Source organism: Ruegeria arenilitoris, assembly GCF_013035425.1.
GTDB classification, from domain to species: domain Bacteria; phylum Pseudomonadota; class Alphaproteobacteria; order Rhodobacterales; family Rhodobacteraceae; genus Ruegeria; species Ruegeria arenilitoris_A.
In genome coordinates this window covers 395,285-414,556 of sequence record NZ_WQHX01000003.1, presented here as the reverse complement: position 1 = coordinate 414,556, position 19,272 = coordinate 395,285, and the positions used below count along the sequence as shown (strand labels likewise).

The following is a 19,272-nucleotide window of genomic DNA, read 5'->3' as shown; positions in this document are numbered from 1 at the left end:
GAAACGTTGTAATGAGTTTTGTGTTTTGACTGAGTGTTAGGGTGTTTGAGTTTCACACCCAACACCCCTCAAAAAGCCCCACGCCTCCTGTCCCACCCAAGCGAAGGCGTGGGGTTTTTATATTCAACGTTGACCGAGGCATCATCAGTTGAACATTTGCTATGCGCAAATGACCCCGAACAATCCCACACATCTAAATTGCAAGCCAGAACAGCAGCGGGATTATCTTTCCATGAACAGTTTGCAGTGTCAGTGGGCGTCGTTGCTTGAGTGGTTGGCGACGAATGGTGCGAAAGCACCTGCGCTTTCATTGCGTAGGGAACCACAATTGAATGGACTGCTCCGGAACATATAAAACCCGTGCTGCCAATTTTACAGGGGACAAGGCAACACGGGCTGTCTGCGGTAGTAACCGAACACATAGACCAGAAAAAAAGTCCGCGTTACCGAAGGACGGTTAAAAGCGGGTTCAAGTTGACAGTGCCGCCGATAGCGGCATGGGAAATGTCACATTTGGAGTGTGACTTAGGTCAGCTAGTTTAATCAGGTAATTAGACCAACACGTATTTTGGGCAATTCCCCAACACTGTGCGGTCAATCTAAAAACACGGCGTCATCCCCACCCAATGCCGTGCATGCGGCCAGTAGCCATGGGTAATGTGCGCAGCGTTCACCAGCCTGATGACACATAGATTTGGCAGGTATTCAAAAGACTTTGTCGTCTGAGAGCAAGCCGAACAAACGAAGGGCCAATAACTGGGGCCTGAACACGTTGAATTATATCGGATTTCCCGTGGGACGGTAACGCAACCTCAACAAGTGATGCCCCCGCCCGTTGAGATAGCCCACGGGAAAGGGTGTCGGGTCAGTTATTAAATGCACTGAATCCGGCACCCGCCAAAGCACCTGCTTCGGTTTCTCTGAAATGCGATCAACGTTTTCCTTTTCCAGCCGCACAAAGTTATTGATCGCCTTCCGCGTTTCTGCCCATTTTTTGACTGCATCCCATTCTTGTAAGCTGGATTAACTTTTTCTAAGTGGGCAGGACCTACTCTGGCAAACCCGTTGTAAACTAAAGGCAACTTTTTCTGCAGAGCAGACATTGGTGTTTCGAAACGCTAGGTCTAGTACCCGTTCCTTAGCGGACATTTGACAAAATCTATTGGAAGCCTGCGTTGAGCCCGAAACTGTCAGCCAAACAATATTCCTCGCTCTGAGAGCAGTTCGTCTATAGTTTCTAAGTTGAGGAAACCTTTATGGGAAAGTGGCTTATGCAAAAATGTGTGAAACTACGCCCCGGCGACACATATTCTGGCAAACAAGGCTTTAATTATTTCGAAGGAATCGCAAAGGAAACCGTCGGCAGTAATAAAATATGCATGCACCTGCTAACAGTTCCACCGGGTGGACGAGCTAAAGCCCATAAACACGAATTCCACGAAACCGCTATTTATGTCATTTCCGGCTCGGCAAAGATGTATTGGGGCGAAAAGTTGGAGCACGTGATGGAAACAAATGCAGGGGACCTAATCTACATACCCGCCGGCGCTCCGCATCTACCTTACAACGATGGCGCAGAGCCAGCCGTGGCGGTTATTGCGCGTACTGATCCGAATGAGCAGGAAAGCGTCGTACTGCTACCAGAACTTGAAAAACTGGTGCCTAATTAATGCAATCTTTCTTCTTATTTGAGCTTGATCACATTCCTGTCCGCACGTCGGCTTTTCAATCAGTACGCGATCGCCTCACCGGTGGGATCGAAGGTTCAAAGCCCTAAGCCACAACTGCCGTCCACGGCTCACGCTATCACAACGAACAAAAGTTATAGCCATCAATTATGATTGAATTATTAGAGGATTTCCAGCGAACCGTGCTGACCTCCCACCCAACTGCCTGGTGACAAATATGACGAGTGCGGGCGAAAGATCATGCTTGTATTTCCCTATATGTGGATCATGTCCCTGAATACATACTTGGGAATGTCATCTCGTTTGAGTTCTATTTCCGCCAACTCATGGTCCGAAAGATTGTTTAGCCTTTCAAATTCAGCGGCGCGAGACTGGACCATCAAGTAAGAGTTGAAACCTTGGCCTAGCTTCACAAAGAAGTCATCAAGGGTTCGCATCAGGCGGTCAGTGTTGGGTTTATTATTTGTGGCTGCGACAGAGTAATCAGTCATTTGGAAACCTTTCCACAGTTGAACTAGGTTTCCTCCCATATTGAAAAGGTAGCTTTGCTGCGGTGCAGAATCAAGTATTTTGGGCCACGTGGGGAATACGTTTACGCCAACAGCAGCGAAGCCATAACTTTAAATGTCCCGTAAAACAGTCACCATTTAACGACCGGGAAGAATAGCGGCTTTGTCCACAGGGCAGTCGTTCATACCACGTGCAGCCATGGTTCGTATCGAGTGTTTACTAGACCTTCACCGTTCTTGGTTGCTTTGCTCGCGCAGCAAGTTGCCATGCGCGCAAACCGGTGATTAAATTCCGTTAAGTCAAAGGCGCCGATGCGAAATTTTGCGCACATTTCAATTTGCGTCTTACGGTTTTCTATCTATCAGCCAGTAAGTTACGCCCAACGCAAGGCCAATCGCTGCGTAACCAAGAAAGTATTGGGGCTCCAAATTTTTGTCGTCAAGTGTGATGATTTTTCGAGCTACCGCCATTAAGGCTGTCGCGACAACAAGCTTGATGTGGATGACGTCGGCAGTCAAATAGAGAGTAATATTTGTATAAATCTCTATCGCGATAAGAACGACCAGCACAGCACTGAAAACCGCGAGAAGATCGCTGACCTCTAAGATATAAACAGGTGGTTCCAACAACTTCTGAAATGTTGTGAAACCAGCGTCAATAATAGCCAGCAGGATGATGCCGAGCATTAGCACTGACAATGCCCTAACGCCGTGACGGATCATGCGGTTACACCATCGAACGATGGCATCTTCGTGATCGGGGTCTAGTTCCACATGTGCCGGGGTGGGTTTGTTCTCTTCACCACTCACTGTCGTCTCCAATTCCGATTTAGATCGCCAGCGCGGCCAGATTCAACCGGATGCATCGCCCGCTTTGGCGTTTACGGAACTCTCTCATAAAAAGGGTGTAGTTTTCTAGGTCGATGTGTTGGTCGCTAAAACTCCCCGATGGACGCTAAGCAAACCTTCACAGTAACTTGCGAGGGCTGGTGGAAGTTCGTTTACAGAAATTGAACGTTGTCGAGGACGCGACAGGTTTAGAGAGTGGAAACGTGCGTTCGAGCAGAGCTGCCATAGCAAGTGACAAGTTTGACTCAGGGGAACCCGCAGGTAATGCTGCAGATTGGCCGAACATATTCGAATGGTTTCAAATAATGACTATAGTTTCAGTACTGGCATTTCTCCCAGCTATGCTTACAGCCTTGTTGGCTTTCGGAGCGTCCGCTCAAGACAGCCAGCCGCGAACCCTGTTTGTCAATGTCGACGTTTTTGATAGTGAAAATGCGGCGGTCATTGAGAACGCCAACGTCCTTGTCGAGGGCAATTTGATAGCCAAGGTCTCGACCGATCCAATGGAACCGAACAATGCGGTAGTCATTGACGGTCAAGGACGGACTTTGATCCCAGGCCTGATAGACGGTCACAACCACATCATGCTTCCGACCTCGCCCTTGGCCTTAGCATATAACCTTCACTGGTCATACACGGGCGCTCTGGTAACGCGCGAAGCGGAACGAATGCTGATGCGGGGCTTTACGACGTTGCGGGATGCGGGCGGCCCATCCTACGGCATAGCCCAGGCCATAGACGAGGGGATCGTTCCCGGACCGCGCATCTTTAGTTCAGGACACTGGATCGGTCAAACGTCCGGCCACTTCGATTTCCGTTTATACAATGACACCCACCACAGACAACGAAGTGATCGTACTGTTTTTGAGCGGGAGTGGTCGTTCATTGCCGACGGAGTATCTGAGGTACGGGCGGCCACTCGCGAGGTGCTGCGCCTCGGGGCAACTCAGGTTAAGATCAGTCTGGGTGGAGGCAACTCGACTCCATATGATCCTCTGGATACAACCCACTACAGTCCCGAAGAAATTCGCGCCGCTGTGGAAGCTGCTGAGGACTGGAACACATACGTCATCGTTCACGCTTACACTGATGAGTCTGTCATCCGGGCACTTGAAGGCGGGGTAAAAAGCATCGATCACGGCAACATGATTTTTGAGGAGGAGACCATTCGCGCCATACGCGACGCCGGGGCCATCCTCAATCCGCAGTTTCTGATCTTCACACCGGATGAGAACATGTTGGCTGCAGGCGATCCCGCTACTATCGAAAAGGGAGCGCCACTGCGCGATAATGTCGAAAACTATGTGGCTTTGATCAAAAAGTACGACCTTCCGATTGCTTTCGGTGTGGACCTGTTCGGAGCTCCGGAGTTGATGGCAATGCAAAACCTTGAGTTCGAGCGCCGTGGTCGTTGGTGGTCTGGGGCAGAAGTCTTGCAACAGGCCACATATAACACGGCAAAACTTGTGGAGATGTCAGGACCGCGAAACCCATATCAGCAAGGCCCGCTTGGCGTGATTAAAGCGGGAGCATATGCAGATTTGATACTTGTTGAAGGCAATCCGGTTGAGGACATCAATCTGTTGGTCGACCCAGAAGCGAACTTTCTGATTATCATGAAGGATGGCATTATTTACAAAAACGCGTTCGGAGGCTGATTCAATTCAAGATGCGATTGAATCTTCGGTGACCGCCCTGTGGACACTGCGGAAGTCCAATCCCATAGATCACATTTTCAACGTCTAAAGGTCCAACGCACAAGAGCCGTGATCGCAATGCCGACCCAAAGCACTTCAATCAAAATTGCTCCCGCATTAGGTCGATACCAGAGCGACAAAAGAATGAGCAGAGCTCCTGAAAGGTTGAGGAGATTGAACCCCGGCTTGCGCGCATCGACCCAGCCACGAGAGACAGCTAAATAAGCGCCTGCAATCAAAAGCGATCCAAGCACGCCAATCCAGTCGATTAGGGTAAGTTCGGCAATCATTATGTAAGTCTAAATCCAAAATAGGCTCTTGACATTCAAAAAATGCCGTTGGAAATAACGGGCCACCTTTAAATAATTGTTTTCCACCCAAAGCATTTAGCTGACTAGTTCGTTCGAGAATGCTCTTTTTTTCAGACCATTGAAGCAGCGGACCCTGGAGAAATCCGCGCGAGTTTATTGCAGGATCCATTCGTCGAGAGCTTACACAATGCCTCGCATTCTGAACTGACCCAACACGTGCCCGACCCGGAACCTTTACAACGGCTTATATCGAATGATCTAATGGTTTATGGTGAATTGTTTTGAAAGAATCCTTTAACAAGGCGGGCTTCCAGTGAAACATAAATCGCTTATCTATGGAGCTGTGGTATTTGCGGCAGTATTTTTTGTAGGCTGGATTACTGGAATGGGTGGTTCATTTCTGCCAAATCTGGGCTTCAGTATCCTAATGGGGGTTTTCGCCGCCATTTGCTTTTCACTGGTCACGAGGTTCGGGAAAAATCGTTGACCGCTGAGCCTTCGAACGGTGTAAGCGCAGCCTCTTAAACAGCTTGGAAAAACGCCTAAGCGGTTTTGGAGCTTTTATACTGCATTTCATTTTTGAAACAAACTAACGGACAGTCTTTGCTCGGCAGCGCTCGGTTTTCCAAAAATGGACGAGATACAGTTGCGTCGTCGCAAATCAGGCGCATTGCCCATCACGCTTTCGACTTATGTAACAAGCCATCCCATGATCGATCTTTGAAACTCCTAAAATCTTAATGACCTATCTACGAGTTCGCAAAGCAAGCCTTTCACGGTTCAGGGTGTACAAACCTGTTGCAACAATGATCGCTGCGCCCAGCCAGGTCCATGAGTCTGGCAGTTGCCCGAATACGAAGAAGCCATAAATGGTGCCCCAAATGAGCAAGCTGTATTGAACAGGAGCCACAACGACTGCCTGAGCAGCGTCCAGCGCCATAATGACGAGGACTTCGGCTGCGGCTGCTAGGACCGCCATGCCCAACAGCAAAACCAAATCCAACCCGCTCGATGGTGTTTGCCAGACAAAAGGTAATGGAAGGGTCAAAAGACCCCAAGATACGATGGCTGTATACGCAACCGTAGTTCGTGTTCTGTCTTCGCCAGCAAGTATTCGCGATAATACCTGTCTCATGGCAAAAGCGGACGCGGCAACTATTAATAAAATCGACGCTGGATGGATAACACCCATTCCGGGCCTGATAACGATTAAAGTTCCAAGAAAACCAATCACGACCGCAGACCATCTGCGGATACCCACTTGCTCACGCAGAATTAGCGCTCCCATTACCGTCACGATGAAAGGCGCAACGAAAGTAATCGCAACTGCGTCCGCAAGGGGAACATAGCTTACACCAACAATGAATAGCGTTGCAGAACATGCCGCCAAAGCGCCACGTCCGATTTGAAGTTTGGGGTTTTTCGAAGACAAAACCCCCGTGCCCTGAATTGAAATCAAAACGACAACCCCCAGAAACAACCCGAGTTGGCGGAACCACACGATCTGTATGGGGTGGACAGTTTCTGTAAGGAACTTTCCCATCGTATCAACGGCAGAGAACAGAAACATGCCAAAGGCCATTAAAGCGATGCCACGCACACTGTCCGTTTGCCGTTCAGGCAGAACCTCTTTTTTCTGAATAATGGGTGTGATCGCCATAACAGACTCCAATAGAGCAGCCTTTGAAAAGGAGCTATTGAATTCTACTGTCCCGAGGCCCGTTTACGTGTCAGTTGAACGCATCCAACGCGGATTTAACCAATTTCTCGACGCGTTCCATACTTTTCGGATAACCAAGCACTTCGCGCGCAACTGATAACAGGAAAGGCTGCACCGCAGCCTAACAACTTATGACAGCGGGGGTTCGATGCGAAACCTGAGTGGACGAAAGCTTTCTGCCAGTTCGACCGTAAAGTGCTCACCGTTAACCAAAATCGCATGCAGTAATCGAACTGAACACACTTCTTTGCATGCGCAAATTGCCATATGTTTGGGTTACGCCAACTTGGTATAGGAAACCAAAATCTTACTATGAAGTCAGGCTCTCCCTCTCAAATTAGATTTGATGGCCATGTTTTTTTTCACATCGGCCCGCATAAAACTGGAACCACCTCAATCCAGACATTCCTGCAGAAAAACTCAGGCTCTTTGAAAGAACAAGGAATATTGTATCCGACCGGCGGCAGAAGGTTTTTGAACGGACCTGAACTTAGCGATCGAAGTCGTTTGTTAATTTTTCATCATCCCTTGGTAATGGACCTCTTCGACAAGAATACGGATAAAGTCACTGCTCACGTCCAGGCGATTCAGAGCGAGATAGATGAACATCAACCCAATCTGGTGGTAATATCCTCTGAAGTGCTTGCGCGACCGGCCGTAACAGGCTCGTTCGTGTACCAGGACTTGCGCCGCATATTTGTCAATGCCGATCGGTCTTGGGTTCTATACCTTCGGCGGCAAGATGATCTGCTAGTTTCACTTTTTACCGAGGGCTTGAAGCGCGGGGGGAATCCTTGGCCTAAATCAATACTAGATTCTGAAAGTGTTGATGCTCTGGATCATAAAGCCAGGCTACAAAAATTAGAATCTGTAATAGAATCTGACCGCCTCATTGTTAAATCGTTCGAGAGAGAAAAACCAAGCATCGTTGAGTCCTTTCTTGATGAACTAGGTGTGGATTTTACTGATGACTTCAGCTTTGCAGAAAAAGAAAGGCAATCCGCATCGGCGCGAGCAATTAACCTTCAACGCCTCGCAAATTGTTTGCCGTTCGGATCAGCGCGATTTCGTAGCTGGGCCTTGCGACTTGATCGTTCAATGACAAAACTTGGCTTTGAAAGTAGCAGTGCGCACAGTTTGCTGAATGACCACGATAGGGTCAAACTTCGGCATAAGTATCAAGCTACAAACTTGTACGTCGAGAACAGGTACTTTGTTGAAAAGGAATCTGGTCTTTTGATTGATGACTAGGAGAAGCAGTTCGATGTGACCTCCATCCATGGTGCCATCGATTATAGAGATGCTTCCAAATGAGTTTTTCGGAATTTGCATAATGCTTTGGATGTATTTTTTTGTTCAGAACTTCTTTTAAAAGTTCTTGTTTGTAGGCGCATATTGCGTCGCAGGCGGCATATCTATGCATCCGCTGAATTCAATTCGATCCATTGACTAGCATTAACTGCTTGCCGGCTTGCTGATAACGCGAGCAGGAATTTCAACGCGCTTTAGAAACAAGCCCAGCGAAGTCGATCATTCAGTATTGGCGAACGCAAGATTCGTAAAAAGAGAAGGCAATGTTAAGATTCTATTTTCGCCAAAACTTATCGGTTTTCCCAAAGCTCAGATTCCGACAACTTGGTCCTTGAGGCTATACAGAATATACAAAACCTCTTCTTGTTCCCGCTGACCAACATTGTTTTCTTTCAGGGCGTTCATAGCGTCGTCTAGAACCGCGACAAACTCATCTCCGCTAATGTTCATATGTTGATGCGCCGTGATCATGTCTTTTCCTGAATAAATCTCAGGTCCGCCAGAACCAGCTATGAAGAAGTCTCCTGCCATTTGTTTGAGATGTACCATATCGGTTCCTGCAAATCGCGCTGCGACAACCGGGTTTCTGGAGTGATTGTCGACCAGAACGTCGGCTATTCGTCGTATACCGTCCGTTCCACCCAGTCGATCGTATAACGTGGCAGTCATAGTGCACCTCTTGTATCCAGCGTACTTTGAACAATCCTTTTCAAGGACGCTAGCATGGTATGCTGATAGAGGCCAAATCTCTTGAATTTTGGCTGCGCCAATGATCGTAGCTCACCTCCAAATTTGATGCGCAATTTGGACCTCAAGAGGATGGTTGCTGGACGTGCTCCCAACGACTGCTGTGCGGACAAGCTGATCAGTTGTTTAACTAGTGCGAGTAACGGTGCCTTCCTAATATCAACCGCGGCCATACTTCTTGGCGATTTGCAGTGCTTTGCTGGGTTAATCAATCAACACTTGTTCGAATTTGCTGTTGGGCCCGACGACCGGGTCCAGGACAAGCACAAGCCGGGTTTCTCCGGAACCTTCAATCGGTGGCGAACGGTGCAAAAGTCCCGACTTCGGCTGCTCAGGCCAGCGCGTTCCGCGCAACAGAATTGGAGTGGCAGTAGGAACAGTGAAGACGCGACTCGGATCTGCTCCGTTGCTGGAGACACCATATTGTGTGCCCGTCCCGCGGTATGTACAAACGAGACGCGCAGTTACGGCATCAATGTGAAACCTGCGACAGGCGTTCGTGGTCACGACATCTAAGCGCAGGCGCAGCCATTCCGTAACCATTACATTTGCGAAGATGTCCGATAGTGCATCCACATCCTCAATCAGGCGATCACATTTGGTTCCCTTTGGAGTTTCCGCTGCTTCGCATATCTCAGAAACTGCCTGCCGAACCGCTTTCGGGCGCAGGATCAATCGTGCTTGGGGCAGGTATTCTGATGGCAAGCCGTCAATCCAAGATTGAAAGCGGTTCAAAGGCTTTCGACGCCAAAGCACAGCGGCACAACCTGGATGATGAATCGTTGTCAGACCCTCTGGCGTTTCTGCGACTCCAGCTCCGATTGCCGCGTCCTTAACGGCTTCTCGAGCATAAATCATGCTGCCACCTCGGCGCGACGCCACATTGGAAAGGGATCGGGCAGGTCCGGTAAATCATCTGGTCGACCCGCAACAAGCGCAGGAAGCAATGCCGCGTCCAGCCGGGCTTTCAACGCGGGCCAATCGATACCGGTCCCGATAAACACGATTTCCTGGCGCTGGTCACCACAGGGTTCTTGCCAATGTACTTGCATGTACGCCCGTGCGCTTTCGTGATCAGGGCGTCGATCCTCTGGAACAGTGGCCCACCAAGTGCCAAGCGGTTTGACCGAGGACAGAGCGCCGGCAAGTGAAAATTCCGCTACCCAATCTGGGCGGGTGGCAATCCAGAAATGCCCCTTGGCCCGGATCACGCCGGGCAATTCACCGTTGAGTACGGCCATAATCTTCTCGGGCACGAAAGGTTGCCGTGCTCGATAGACGAAGCTTTTCACCCCGTATTCCTCGGTTTCCGGAACATGGTCCGCAAACCCGTAGAGTTCTTTGGCCCACATCGGATAGCCGCATATAGCCAAACTGATAGACATATAATCTACGGTGTGAGCTCTCTCGGAAGATTAATCTGACAAGTTCCAACAAACTCGGCAGATGTCGCTATGGCTAGAGCAGAAACACAATCAATCCGCGCTAGTTTATGCCGATCCCGATATCAAAGGTAACCGGTTGAGAACCCTCGTTAACAACCTCAATTACGTGCTCGCCCGATTGCCATAGCTGGCCTTGATATGGAGTGTCCGAAGAAATCAGGTCTAACAGCAAAGAGCCGTCGGGATTAAATATTTTATAGTCCAAAGCTCCGCCGCGTGATCCGACGTTTACGTTCAGAAATTGACCATCGCTTGCGCCCAGGACGTAGCGAACCGTGGTATCCGCTTGTAGTGTCGCACTTATGGTGGTGCCGCTTGTGCCTGCGTCGAACTTTACAACCTGATCCCCAGATACTGTCAGCGCTGACGCAGGCGCTCCGTCCATCGCGCCTTCTCCATCGTCGCCCTTTTCGGCGTTTTCATCAACGCGCCGCAGATCAGCAACTTCGGGCCCAGACCAAACGATGCATTCGTATTCAAAACCATTTCCATCGCGAAGCCGCACCATAATGGCGGCTTCGCTGAATTCTTGACCAAGAACCTCTCCACCGACATTCCCGAAGCGGGATATTAACTCATCAATACAAGCGTTCGCCTCGTCAGAGATATCTGAAAGAGCCGGCATGGGGAGTACGGCAAATACCAATAAGCATTTCCTCAACATCGTAAATTTCCTTTCGGTCAGTGGCCGGATTACCTCGGCGTGTCGACTAATTGTCCGAGCTTGAAATTAACTGAGAGGTGGCTTTGTTCAAAAAGCGGCCCCAGATGAATCTCGTTCTAAGCTTCCGGATCCGCCGAAGATCGGTTGAGCTCTGCCAGTTCTTCCCAAACAGCTGCGGGGATTGGCCATTCCGCCCATTCCATTGCCTGTTGTACGTGCTGAGGCCACGTGACTCCGCAAACGGTCGAGGCAATATCTTCGTCTTGCAAGGAATATTGCAGGGCCACTGCGCCGGCTGGAATATCATGGCGCGCACAAATCTCTTCAACCGCGCGAATTGGTTCAAGAATTTCGTCATTCGCCGGTCGATAAACGTAAAACCGATGCAGCGCACTCCCCCGTGCCAAAGCACCGCCAGAGAAAGGTGCGGCATTTATGACTGAAACACCCCGGGATCTTGCGAGTTTGATCAATGGTTCCGCGTTATCGTTTACGAGAGTGTGCCTATTGTGTGTTAAGACAACGTCGAAATCCCTGTCCTTCAAAATTGGCATCATGACATCGATCCGCCCCGCAGCGATCCCAACCGCTGTTGCCAAGCCTTCCTCTTTGATACGGAATAACTCGTCGATAGCGCCACCGCTTGCCGTAACCTCGGATAGATCGTTGGAATACTCGATATCGTGAATGTGAAGAATATCAACGCGGTTGACACCCAGCGCCTCCAGACTCTCCTCGAATGATCTCCGAGCTTGAGATGCATCGAAAGCACCTGTTTCCATATTCCTATCCAATTTGGTGGAAAGAACTCGACCATCCGGCCACCCACCAAGTTCGCGAATGACTTTTCCAATACGCTCCTCACTGCGCCCCATCGCATAGCATCGCGATGTGTCCAGAAATGCATTGGGTACAGAAAGTATTGCCCGAATTGTATCAATCGCGCGATCTTCATCGACTTCGTAGCCGTATATTTCGGGAATACTTCCCAGGCCGGTCGACCCAAACCCTATGCGAGGAATTTTTATTCCTGTCGTTCCAATTTCACGCAACTGTGCCATGCCAACCTCCCCAACGGCTCAGGACATTCATCAATGTTGCTCGAGCAACTTCTGATAAACAAGTCCAATTTACTGCACGACATTCGACGAATGACCAAGCTGGCGTGACGCGAATTTCTGCGTTCGCCAGCTTCAAACCGTACAAGCTCTGTCTCAAAGCTCTCGGTGCCCACATACTGTCAACGAGCAGCGGATCGCAGACTTTTCAAATCTCAGCATCAATGGCTTGCGCAGTCATCTGGCAAGCGGTCCACGTTCGGTAATCTTGTCTCCCACGAGGGCGATATGGTTGCAGCCAATCCCAAATTTACCTTTATGGAGTTGCAAAATTCGAACAATCCCAAGAAGCTTTTATTGGCTCCGCGCCCTGTAAAAACGGAGTTGACGGCGCGACAAGATTACTGTGCCGCTTAGGAGTTACGCGCGCCCCACTCCTACATTTTGACCTGCTTCGGAGCGCCATTTCTTACCCGTAAGCCGGAAGTATATGCCGATATGTTCGCATCTCGGCTGAAGAAAAGCGGGGCGCGCGCATGGCTGATAAACACGGGCTGGACCGGTGGTGGAGCCGATACTGGGCACTGGATGCCTATCGCGGCGACACGGGCATTGTTGCAGGCCGCCATGGACGGCACGCTGTCAGATGGTCCTTTTGTCAATGGCAGCGTCTGGACCACTCGAATTCCGTCGAATGGTCCAGACGAGGCAGCACGATTTCTTCACCCAGAGAATACTTGGGCCGACAAACAGGCATTTGAGATCGCAGCTAAGTCCTCGAGGGACAAGATAACAGATCAATTGGATAAACTTGGGTTGGAAAATACCCTGATCCGCGAAACTTGCTCAGTTTGAAGGGACATAAATCAGTCAGAGCTGGCTTGGATCGCGGAACAAGTGTGCTTGGCAATCCTGATAGTAAGCAAAGAAGATGGGTTCTTCTGTCCCAAAGGCTCTGACTGGTTTGTGACATCAAAGAGAAACCGGGTAAGTTGGTTGATCTTTCAGCCAAAGGTTTGATCCACGAAATCTATTGCCCACAACTGCATCATCCGCAGCAACTTTTACCCTCTTGGATAGGTGGACAAGCAACAGTTCCATAGGAACAGTAAACACAGCAGTCTCCGGTCAATGGCTTCAAAATAGTCTTGCAAGACTTACACTCGTAAAACCACTGACACGCATTTGTCGGCATTGCTTCGACTGCCGAGTGGCCGCACTTTGGGCAAGTAATTTTACTTTCCAAGATCATATTCAAATCGTTCTTTTTCGCACATCATTGCAGATGAGAAGTTATTTTGACTGTTTCGCTTTTTACCGCAAGCGTTGAAGGTAACACGCGACCTTGGATCGCCGCTGTTATCGGCAAGGCCCACAGTTATGGGTGCCTTCGGAATTCATAAATTTCTCGTGCAGGAATTTTGTTAAGGTGTTCTAAAAAGCCGCGTGTCGGTCCGATTTGGAACACCAAGGACCATTTGCCCGCGGACCTATCATATTGAAAGATAATGCGATGCAAATTCAGAAAGACGCTGAAATCCTACAACCTCAGGACTGGACCTTTCCCGTGCCGATCGCCTACGGCCCAGGTCGATTAGCGGAGATTGGCGAAAGGTGCGTCGCGCTTGGTGTCGCAAGGCCGTTGATTGTCACCGATCGCGGAAGCCAGACCTTACCCTTTCTTTCTAAGTTACAAGGCTCACTGACTGACTCCGGCATATCTTCGGATGTGTTCTTCGACATTTCGCCTAACCCACGCGATGACGAAATCGGTGCTGGTCGTGATTTGTTCAGGAACGGCGGTCACGACGCGATTATTGCGATTGGAGGCGGCAGCGCAATGGACGGCGGAAAGTCCATATGCCTGACTGCAAACAACGAGATTGATCTATGGGCTTTCGAGTTTGAACAACCTGTTCCCGAGATTGCATCAAGCAAGCCCTTCCCGACCCTAATAACCGTTCCGACAACGGCAGGGACTGGTGCCGAGACCGAAAGCACCGCAATGGTCACGCATGTCAAAAAAGGTATGAAGTTCTGCGTCTGGCACCCGGACTTAAAACCGTCTCTTGCACTTCTGGATCCAGAATTGACAATCAGCCTTCCACCAGATTTGACGGCTTGGACGGGCGCAGACGCGATGACACATGCGATAGAGGCTTATCTGGTCCCCGGGTTCCATCCACTGTGCGATGGACTTGCATTGGAGGGTTTGGCGCTTGTGTCCGCCTGGCTTCCGATTGCCGTACGTGAACCCGAGAACATGGCCGCCCGTGGAGGAATGCTCATGGGTTCATGCCTGGCCGGGATTTCGTTTTTAAAAGGTCTCGGCCTTGTCCATGCCATTTCGCACATGGTTGGGGCAGAATTTAACACGCAACATGGGCTGACAAATGCGATCATCCTGCCAGTCGTGTTGCGGTTTAATCTCCCCGGCATGGAACCAAAAGTGAAAAGGATGGCATATGCGATGGGGCTTAACGACCACTCCATAGAAGCCTTCATAGCGGAGGTTGAACGCATATTGGATGACATTGGAATACCAAAGTCTCTGAGTGCTATTAACGTTCCCTTGGATTGTTCCCAGCGCATTGCGGGAAAAGCAAAAATGGACAGCGCGGCAGCGACAAATCCCCGAACAGCCAGCGTGGATGAGATCCGCGCCCTCACCGAGACCGCAATATTGCAAGCGCGCTAGACCCTCGACTTGGGTCAAAATCTAACGACACCCCAGACCTGCAACCGGGCATAGGAATGAAGCGATATCGAACCCAGCGCAGCGCTGTATTTCAGATAGCGAAGCATAAGAACGGCAGATCACCTACACTCACCGAGATGGCAATTTTGACATTTGAAAATACCTTCAAGCAATGTTCCGCCATTAGATGCGATAAAAGCGTTTCGAAGTTTTTCGGAAAACATCGTCCTGTAAAGAGCTTGGGGTCAGTTCAAAATGCCTTGAAACAACTTCTTCATAAGTGGAACTGAGGCTATCGACAGGAAAATTCGATCCAAACATGCAGCGATCGGCGCCGAACTGCGATAAGCAAGTTGAAAAGATTGGCGAAACACTTTTGGCGTTCCAGTTTTGGTCGAACATTCCGAGGCCAGAAAGCTTGCAGTAGACCTGCGGCAAGTCAGACAAAGATTTCAAAGCTTCGGCCCACTTAAGAAGCCCAGATGATGTCCGGTCATATGGGGATCCGGCATGGCAAAGCGCGACCTGAGTATCAGGAGCATTCGCAAGAACGTCCGCCGTTTGATCCATGAGTTCAGGCAACAATTGAAGGTCAAATGAAAGACCGCGTGAACCCAATTGTCTAAGGCCGGACAAAAACTTTGGATTGTGGAGCAGCGCGTTCGTACCTGTTTTTGCATCTTCACCCGGAGCGCGACCGATAATCTGGCGAACGCCGCGTACCGACGATAAGGTTTGAAGACGATCGAGTTGTTCCTCCGAATCATCAGCGGTCAAATCGCAATACGCAACTTGAACTAACGGCCAATCCTGGAACTGTTCGGCTATGGACTGCACCCATTGAGCTTCGGCCCATGGATCGACTGCGCCGACTTGGATATGCACCGATGCCGCGACGCCTTGAGCTTCGGCGTCAACCCGGAATTCCGGCAGCAAGTAGTCCCGTTGGATCGAAGAGGGGTCGCCAAAAAAGCGAATGACACCTTTCTCCATTAGCCAAGGATAATTCACTGCAGACAAATCCCATAAGTGGTGATGTGCATCTATCCGCATGGCGTTTCGATCCCAGTGGTGCGTGCCAGAATATCGACGCCTTGCCCCTTCCAGAAGTGTAGAAGATCTATGAAAATCCAATTTTCGGCAAGTTTGTCACCGGCGCGACGATAGATGTCGATCACTCTGAATTCACTTGCTTTACCCGTCGCTGGCATACCCATGAACCCACCGGTGGGAACGGCCGTGAAGTTAGGCCATCCGAAAAAGCCGCCATAGCGACCCTCGGCAAGGCGGCAGACATGTTTTGTCTTTGTCCGGTCTTTGAAAGAGGCGCGAAAAGGGCCGGAATGTTGCATGGAATAGCGTTCAATCGTGTAAGTCGCGCCAATTCCTTCTGGCCCCCACCAGATCATGTCATCATGCCAGCTTCGGGCTAACTCGTCTTCAAGCGACAACCCACTGTCCCACTGACCCAGATCTGCGATCATCGCATTTATTACGGCCATGGTCTTCTTGCCCTCTTCAACGGGTTGCTCACTAAATAACAAGCCGTCGTGGGTTCTCGGGCCGGGTTGCAGCAAATGCGCTGCGGTCTGAGGGGGAAACGGGTTTTGCCCTGCTTGCACCATCAGGTGTGGTATATCGAAGTACATCGCCGTCTCAACGATCCGTTCTTCGACTATTTTGTAGAATGCGCAATAGCGCAGGAATGCCAATTTGCCTGTTGGACGAATATCCAACCACGGTTGGTCGAACAGCCCCATTAAATTCCCCATGGACACGACCCAGATGTCAGCATCATCGCTCAGCGAGTTTTGTCCGGCGAACATGATATCTATACGGTTCTGGAGATTCGTAATACTGCTTTTGAGCGGCTGCCAGAATTGCAGAGCCACCTGTTCCGCCCCGTTGATTTGGTTGAATGGCTGAAAGCCATGCCACACCAAATCAGAAGCGCAGAATTGTGACATTACAAATTGAACTTCCTGCTCTTTGGCAGAGTCCAAGGCGGCGTGAAACGCCGAAACCAGTTTTTTTTCCGATTGAAAACTCACGGTATTTACCATTTTAATCAGCGCTTTACGAACGGCGGGCTATCGAATTGAGTCGGCCACAAACAACATTCTTGCATACGTATGCAAAAATGTCTTGCCAGAAATGATGAGGCAATATTACAGTTTTGCAAACGTATGCAAAACGAATCCTTCCCGGGAGTAGGCACTATGGCAGAAATTCAACTGCGCAATGTCGGTAAACGCTGGGGCTCTTTTGTCGGGGTCCACAATTTCGACCTGACAATTGCGGATAGAGAGTTTCTGGTTCTTCTGGGTCCCTCCGGTTGCGGCAAGACTACTACCATGCGGATGATAGCCGGCTTGGAAGATGTGACCGAAGGCGACATCATGATTGACGGCAATGTAGTTAACGATCTGGAACCCAAGGACAGAGACGTAGCGATGGTGTTTCAGAGTTACGCTCTTTACCCAAACATGAACGTTTATGAAAACATCCGCTTCCCGTTGAAGGTTCGCGGTATCGACCCTTCGACCCACGATGAAAAGGTGCGCCGCGCCAGCGCTATGGTCGAGTTAGACGACTTCCTCCACCGCAAGCCTGCGGAGTTGTCGGGTGGTCAGCGGCAGCGTGTGGCACTGGCCCGCGCAATTGTCCGCGAACCTAACGTGTTCCTGATGGATGAGCCGTTGTCCAACCTGGACGCCAAGTTAAGGGTATCTACCCGGGCGCAAATCAAAAATCTCAGCCATGAACTGGCAGTGACAACGATCTACGTGACCCATGATCAAATCGAGGCCATGACCCTTGCTGATCGCGTAGTAGTCATGAAGCAGGGGGTGGTGCAACAGGTCGGAAGCCCGACCGAGATTTACGACCGCCCTGCAAACACTTTTGTGGCCAGCTTCATCGGGTCGCCTGCGATGAACCTGATGGAGGGCGAGGTAAGCGGCAGTGTGTTCCGTACCGAACATGTCGAAATTCCGGTAAATGCTCCGGACGGACCGCTGACGCTCGGATTTCGCGCCGAAGATGCAAGCCTTGCCGATAGTCAAGGTCAGATCACGGCTCCGATCTATACACTGGAGTTACTGGGCGATGCGACCATGATCTCGGTGCGTGTTGGCGGCGCGCTGGTTTCAGTCAAGGCTGACAAAGCATTTCGCGCCGAGATTGGCGAAACAGTCTCTTTCTCGGTGCCGACAGAAATCTGTCACCTCTTCAAAGCTGGAAGCGGTGCGCGGATCGGGGACTAGCCCCATAAACTGTCCTCACGGGCAAAACACCGGTCCGGACGTCGACGACGGACCGATCCTGACAGGGAGAAACGCATGAAAATCAAGACGATCCTATTGGCAGGTGCTGTGTCCATCGCCGCTGGTGGTGCATGGGCCGATTGCACCTTTGAAAACGAAGTGCCGCTGAAATCGCTTTCGGCTGGCTTTGAAGCGTGGAAAGCCGTCACAGATGCGATGGCAGAGTGTGGTAATTTCAGCGCCTCGCTGGACCAGGAATTCCGCGAAAAACAACCCGAAGCTTTTGCGGCTGACCCAGCACTTTACCAGATCGGCGGCGTATCGAACGCCACTCTGGTGCCTTTGCTGAACGCGGGAACGATCCGGCCGCTGGATGATCTGGTTGAGAAATACGGCCAGGACTTGCTGCCAAACCAGCTGATCAAAGTGGATGGCAAAACCATGGCGATAGCCATGATGGTGAACGCGCAGCACCTGATGTACCGGGACGATGTTCTGGCAGAATTGGGCATAGAGGAACCCAAAACCTACGCTGACGTTCTGGCCGCAGCAGCCAAGATCAAAGATGCTGGAGTGATGGAATACCCAATCGGCGGAACCTTCAAGACCGGTTGGAACTTGGGCCAGGAATTCGTCAACATGTACTTGGGTGAAGGTGGTTCGTTCTTTGGGGATGGCAATATGCCGGCTATCAACAACGAACAGGGAGTTGCGGCCCTTGAGACGCTTAAATCGATGACCGAGTACATGGACCCGGAATATCTAGTCTCCGACTCAACCTACGTGCAGCAGCAGTTTCAGCAGGGCAAGATTGCCATTGCAAATCTTTGGGCCAGCCGCGCGGCTGCCATGAATGATGAGGCTGAAAGCCAGGTCGTTGGCAAGGTGACTATGTCAGCGGCCCCTATGGGTTCTGCAGTACCAGCGACCACAATTTGGTGGGACGGTATCGTCCTGGCATCGAACATGAGCGATGAAGAGGCTGACGCTGCCTTCCGCGTAGCTATGGAAGGTATCGACGGTGATATGGTCAGCGCCAACAATGATGCGGCGGTGTGGCTTAACCCGGCTTACGCGGCTGGTCCGCTGGCAGCAGGAGCTGCAGCATCTGCTGAAGCCGGTGCCAAGCCATATCCGGCATCTGGTCCGATGGGCATAATGCACACAGCGTTGGGTAACGGTCTGGCCGATTATCTCACTGGCGCAAAGGACGCGCAGACTACATTGGCCGATATCGAGGCGGATTATGTTACCGCTGCAAAGGAAGCTGGCTTGATCAGCAACTGATCCTTCCACGGGGAGGGCTTCG

19 protein-coding genes and 1 pseudogene are annotated in these 19,272 nt (G+C 50.6%); 8 read left to right on the top strand and 12 right to left on the bottom strand.

Translation table 11 applies throughout. The annotated features are described in order from the left end of the window. Positions 1 to 1,271 precede the first annotated feature (1,271 nt). Positions 1,272 to 1,670 (top strand): cupin domain-containing protein, encoded by a 399-nt coding sequence (locus GOV45_RS11080; protein ID WP_170478105.1) that lies wholly within the window; start codon positions 1,272 to 1,274, stop codon positions 1,668 to 1,670. A gap of 272 nt (positions 1,671 to 1,942) precedes the next feature. Here GOV45_RS11080 and GOV45_RS11075 read toward each other — a convergent pair whose 3' ends face one another. Together GOV45_RS11075 and GOV45_RS11070 are read right to left on the bottom strand one after the other, a co-directional pair. Next, complete coding sequence (locus GOV45_RS11075; RefSeq protein WP_170477366.1) at positions 1,943 to 2,179, bottom strand: DUF1127 domain-containing protein; 237 nt, start codon at positions 2,177 to 2,179, stop codon at positions 1,943 to 1,945. Positions 2,180 to 2,542: 363 nt separating this feature from the next. After that, entirely contained in the window at positions 2,543 to 3,007 is a 465-nt protein-coding gene (locus GOV45_RS11070) for a phosphate-starvation-inducible PsiE family protein (protein WP_217362454.1), read from the bottom strand. A gap of 344 nt (positions 3,008 to 3,351) precedes the next feature. Between GOV45_RS11070 and GOV45_RS11065 the strand changes: the two genes are divergently transcribed. Further along, positions 3,352 to 4,704, top strand: coding sequence for a metal-dependent hydrolase family protein (locus tag GOV45_RS11065; protein ID WP_170477363.1), 1,353 nt, complete (start codon positions 3,352 to 3,354; stop codon positions 4,702 to 4,704). Between the two features lie 77 nt (positions 4,705 to 4,781). On the opposite strand, the gene GOV45_RS11060 is transcribed toward GOV45_RS11065, so the two are convergent. Beyond that, positions 4,782 to 5,033: a CBU_0592 family membrane protein gene (locus GOV45_RS11060; RefSeq protein ID WP_170477360.1), complete on the bottom strand. Its 252-nt coding sequence runs from the start codon at positions 5,031 to 5,033 to the stop codon at positions 4,782 to 4,784. 334 nt (positions 5,034 to 5,367) lie between these two features. Between GOV45_RS11060 and GOV45_RS11055 the strand changes: the two genes are divergently transcribed. Continuing rightward, positions 5,368 to 5,541, top strand: a complete 174-nt coding sequence (locus GOV45_RS11055; RefSeq protein ID WP_170477357.1) for a hypothetical protein — start codon at positions 5,368 to 5,370, stop codon at positions 5,539 to 5,541. 258 nt (positions 5,542 to 5,799) lie between these two features. Here the strand turns inward: GOV45_RS11055 and GOV45_RS11050 are convergent, their stop codons facing one another. Continuing rightward, entirely contained in the window at positions 5,800 to 6,714 is a 915-nt protein-coding gene (locus tag GOV45_RS11050; protein ID WP_254447976.1) for a DMT family transporter, read from the bottom strand. A 327-nt stretch (positions 6,715 to 7,041) separates the two neighbouring features. Here GOV45_RS11050 and GOV45_RS11045 point away from each other — a divergent pair, with 327 nt between their 5' ends. Beyond that, entirely contained in the window at positions 7,042 to 8,025 is a 984-nt protein-coding gene (locus GOV45_RS11045; RefSeq protein ID WP_170477354.1) for a hypothetical protein, read from the top strand. A gap of 369 nt (positions 8,026 to 8,394) precedes the next feature. Here the strand turns inward: GOV45_RS11045 and GOV45_RS11040 are convergent, their stop codons facing one another. The 5 genes and pseudogenes from GOV45_RS11040 to GOV45_RS11020 all read right to left on the bottom strand — a co-directional run bounded on the left by GOV45_RS11040 (position 8,395) and on the right by GOV45_RS11020 (position 12,002). Next, on the bottom strand, positions 8,395 to 8,754 hold the full coding sequence (locus tag GOV45_RS11040; protein ID WP_170477352.1) for a group I truncated hemoglobin: 360 nt from the start codon (positions 8,752 to 8,754) through the stop codon (positions 8,395 to 8,397). A gap of 282 nt (positions 8,755 to 9,036) precedes the next feature. Next, positions 9,037 to 9,690, bottom strand: a complete 654-nt coding sequence (locus GOV45_RS11035; protein WP_170477349.1) for a DUF1826 domain-containing protein — start codon at positions 9,688 to 9,690, stop codon at positions 9,037 to 9,039. Continuing rightward, a pseudogene (locus GOV45_RS11030) lies at positions 9,687 to 10,190 on the bottom strand (GTP-binding protein); the annotation flags it as partial. The pseudogene GOV45_RS11030 and the gene GOV45_RS11035, both read right to left, overlap by 4 nt. A 127-nt stretch (positions 10,191 to 10,317) precedes the next feature. Next, complete coding sequence (locus GOV45_RS11025) at positions 10,318 to 10,902, bottom strand: hypothetical protein (RefSeq protein ID WP_170477344.1); 585 nt, start codon at positions 10,900 to 10,902, stop codon at positions 10,318 to 10,320. Between the two features lie 155 nt (positions 10,903 to 11,057). Then, a complete protein-coding gene (locus GOV45_RS11020) occupies positions 11,058 to 12,002 on the bottom strand; it encodes an aldo/keto reductase (RefSeq protein ID WP_170477342.1) in 945 nt (314 codons plus the stop codon). 438 nt (positions 12,003 to 12,440) lie between these two features. Here GOV45_RS11020 and GOV45_RS11015 point away from each other — a divergent pair, with 438 nt between their 5' ends. After that, entirely contained in the window at positions 12,441 to 12,854 is a 414-nt protein-coding gene (locus GOV45_RS11015) for a phosphoenolpyruvate carboxykinase (ATP) (protein WP_170478094.1), read from the top strand. A gap of 193 nt (positions 12,855 to 13,047) precedes the next feature. Here GOV45_RS11015 and GOV45_RS23285 read toward each other — a convergent pair whose 3' ends face one another. Next, positions 13,048 to 13,251 (bottom strand): GDCCVxC domain-containing (seleno)protein, encoded by a 204-nt coding sequence (locus GOV45_RS23285; RefSeq protein WP_254442549.1) that lies wholly within the window; start codon positions 13,249 to 13,251, stop codon positions 13,048 to 13,050. 261 nt (positions 13,252 to 13,512) lie between these two features. Between GOV45_RS23285 and GOV45_RS11010 the strand changes: the two genes are divergently transcribed. After that, positions 13,513 to 14,697: an iron-containing alcohol dehydrogenase gene (locus GOV45_RS11010; protein WP_170477339.1), complete on the top strand. Its 1,185-nt coding sequence runs from the start codon at positions 13,513 to 13,515 to the stop codon at positions 14,695 to 14,697. Positions 14,698 to 14,880: 183 nt separating this feature from the next. Here the strand turns inward: GOV45_RS11010 and GOV45_RS11005 are convergent, their stop codons facing one another. Together GOV45_RS11005 and GOV45_RS11000 are read right to left on the bottom strand one after the other, a co-directional pair. After that, positions 14,881 to 15,750, bottom strand: coding sequence for an amidohydrolase family protein (locus tag GOV45_RS11005; protein WP_170477336.1), 870 nt, complete (start codon positions 15,748 to 15,750; stop codon positions 14,881 to 14,883). Beyond that, complete coding sequence (locus tag GOV45_RS11000) at positions 15,741 to 16,760, bottom strand: ester cyclase (protein WP_170477334.1); 1,020 nt, start codon at positions 16,758 to 16,760, stop codon at positions 15,741 to 15,743. Before GOV45_RS11000 ends, GOV45_RS11005 begins: the two co-directional genes overlap by 10 nt. Positions 16,761 to 16,916: 156 nt before the next feature. Between GOV45_RS11000 and GOV45_RS10995 the strand changes: the two genes are divergently transcribed. Next, on the top strand, positions 16,917 to 17,963 hold the full coding sequence (locus GOV45_RS10995) for an ABC transporter ATP-binding protein (RefSeq protein ID WP_170477332.1): 1,047 nt from the start codon (positions 16,917 to 16,919) through the stop codon (positions 17,961 to 17,963). Positions 17,964 to 18,038: 75 nt separating this feature from the next. Next, on the top strand, positions 18,039 to 19,250 hold the full coding sequence (locus GOV45_RS10990; protein ID WP_170477330.1) for an ABC transporter substrate-binding protein: 1,212 nt from the start codon (positions 18,039 to 18,041) through the stop codon (positions 19,248 to 19,250). Positions 19,251 to 19,272: the final 22 nt, after the last annotated feature.